Raw genomic sequence first — 2,342 nt, forward strand, 5'->3', positions numbered from 1 at the left:
GGTGCATCGCAAGGCGGAGCATCGCCCGCGTACGGGACGTACTCGGGCGATGCGGCAACGCGGCGAGGTGCCGTGCCGGACGCCGCGAGCCGGTGAACCCTTCCGGTCGCAGCGCTAGAGACTGAGCGTGATCGCCGCGCCGATGCCGCCCAGGCCGAGGGCCAGGGCGGCGGAGGGCCAGCCGCCCCGGCCCCAGGGGAAGAAGCGGTCGAGGGCCAGCCGGCCGGGGCCGGTGGCGGCTGTGCCTGCGGCGACGGCGGCGATGCCGAGGTTGTACTCAAGACCGCCGTCGGACGCCCACAGGCCGTGCTGGGCGGTGACCAGCGCCATCGCGTTGATCATGACGCCGATCAGCGCGGCGCAGGCCAGGGGCGTCAGCAGGCCGACGGCGAGGCCGAGGCCACCGGCCAGTTCGGACAGTCCCGCGATGGTGGCGAAGACCTTGCCCGGCCGGTAGCCGAGGCCCTCGAACCCCTGGCCGGTCACGGTCAGCCCCCGGCCGCCGAAGATCCCGAACAGCTTCTGCGCCCCGTGGGCCGCCATCACCAGACCGAAGGTCACTCTGATGAGCAGCAGCCCCCAGTCGGCGGCGGAGCCGAGCGTGGCGCTGGCGGGTCGGTCGGTACGCCTAGTGGTCATGGGCGATGCTCCGAAAGCCCCCCCACCTGGATCGGAAGGTACGGGTGGCTCCCCCCCGCGCGTACCTTTCCAGGCTATTGGCGTCCGGCCTGCAGCGCGCCCCAGGTGGCGGGTCCGACCTGCCCGTCGACGCCGAGCGAACGGCTGGTCTGGTAGTCCCGTACCGCCTGCTGGGTGCCCGAGCCGAAGTCGCCGTCCGCGGTGATCGTCCGCCCGAGGGCCGCGGTCAGGGCCCGCTGGAGGCGCTGGACGGCGGCTCCGGTGCTGCCCTGGCTGAGCGCGGGCGTGCTGCCGGCCGAGAGGAGCGCGGTCCAGGTACGGGCGCCCACCACGCCGTCGGCGCCGAGTCCGCGCGCCTTCTGGAAGGCGGTCACGGCCGAGGTGGTCTTCGTGCCGAAGCTGCCGTCGACGGTGCCCGCGTCGAAGCCGGCCGCGTTGAGCAGCGACTGCGCGGCCGAGACCTGGGCGCCGGTGGAGCCGGAGCGCAGGGTGTCGTACGACGGGAAGCTGAGCTGGACCTCGCCGCCGCCGGTGGAGCCGCCGACCAGCTGCATGTAGTAGGTCCAGTTCCAGTTCGGACCCGGGTCGGTGTGGTCGTTGCCGGGAACCTCGGAGTGGCCGACGATGTGCGCCCGGTCCTTGGGGATGCCGTAGCGCGCGCAGATGGAGGCGGTCAGCGCGGCGGAGGAGCGGTACATCGCGTCGGTGAACCAGCTCGGGTTGTCGATGTACCCCTCGTGCTCGATGCCGATACCGCTGGCGTTCCCGGACCGGGCGTGCCAGGCGGTGTCCTTCTCGCGCACCGTCTGGGTGATCTGGCCGTCCGAGGACCGCACCACGTAGTGCGCGCTGACCTGCGCCGACGGGTTCTGGAACCAGCTGATCGTCCCGGCGTAGGAGCCCTCGGTGACGTGGATGACGACCTGGCTGATCGCGGCCGTGCGGCCGACCGCGTAGTTGGCCGTGCTGGCCGGGACCCAGAGGGCGGAGGGGTAGTCGGGGCTCTGCGCGGCCGGAGCGAGGCTGCCGCGCTCGGGGGCGACCTTGCGGGCGGGGAGGGTCAGCTGCTCGCCGCCCTCGGCGCGGGCGGTGACGCCCTTGGCCAGGAAGGTGTAGACGGTGCCGGCGTAGAGCCGGGCGGTGGCGGGGTCGGTGGCGCCGCCGTACCGGGCGAGGAGGGGATACCAGCTGTCGGTGTCACGCCGTTCGGCCTTGCTCAGCCCGGCGTGGTCGGCGTAGGAGCGCAGCACGGCGGCGCCGCCCCGGATGTTGGCGGCGGTGTCGGTGCGCAGCTCGCGGGCGGTGTCGCCGGTGAGCCGGGAGGCCAGCTCCAGGGTGTGCTGGTCGGGGTTGCTGACCAGGTGCATCACGCCGTAGCCGCCCGCCTGGCTGGGCAGGCCGTGGTGGCCGTCGAGGTGGGTCTCGCTGTAGCCGAGGGCGATCAGCAGGTCGCGCGGGACGCCGTACTCGGCCGCCGCGCCGCTGAAGGCGCGGGCGACGGGGCCCTCGGCTCTGTCCGGGCGGGGCGCGGCGCTGACGGGCTGCACGGCGGCGGCGACGACGGCCAGGGTGCCGAGGCCGGCGAGGGCCGCGCGGCCCAGGGGTATGCGGGGCATGGGGGTGTGACCTTCCGGGTGGGGGGTGGTGGGCGTGCGGGGGGGGCGGGGGGGGAGGGGGGGGCCCGGCGCCGGGCGGCGGGGGTG

Annotated in this window: 2 protein-coding genes; both read right to left on the minus strand. The window is 74.6% G+C overall.

Annotated features, from left to right (window positions below; genetic code table 11):
• Positions 1-114 precede the first annotated feature (114 nt).
• The gene (locus ACWCV3_RS28715; RefSeq protein ID WP_451230219.1) at positions 115-639 is read right to left on the minus strand and encodes a DoxX family protein; all 525 of its coding nucleotides are present in this window, start codon (positions 637-639) and stop codon (positions 115-117) included.
• A gap of 74 nt (positions 640-713) precedes the next feature.
• Entirely contained in the window at positions 714-2,255 is a 1,542-nt protein-coding gene (locus ACWCV3_RS28720; protein ID WP_451230221.1) for an N-acetylmuramoyl-L-alanine amidase, read from the minus strand.
• Positions 2,256-2,342: the final 87 nt, after the last annotated feature.

This window comes from Streptomyces sp. NPDC001781 (assembly GCF_053596035.1).

Bases quoted from the DNA above. Each gene is read 5' to 3' on its own strand.
- ACWCV3_RS28715 (WP_451230219.1), bottom strand. From the start codon at position 639: ATGACCACTAGGCGTACCGACCGACCCGCCAGCGCCACGCTCGGCTCC.
- ACWCV3_RS28720 (WP_451230221.1), bottom strand. From the start codon at position 2,255: ATGCCCCGCATACCCCTGGGCCGCGCGGCCCTCGCCGGCCTCGGCACC.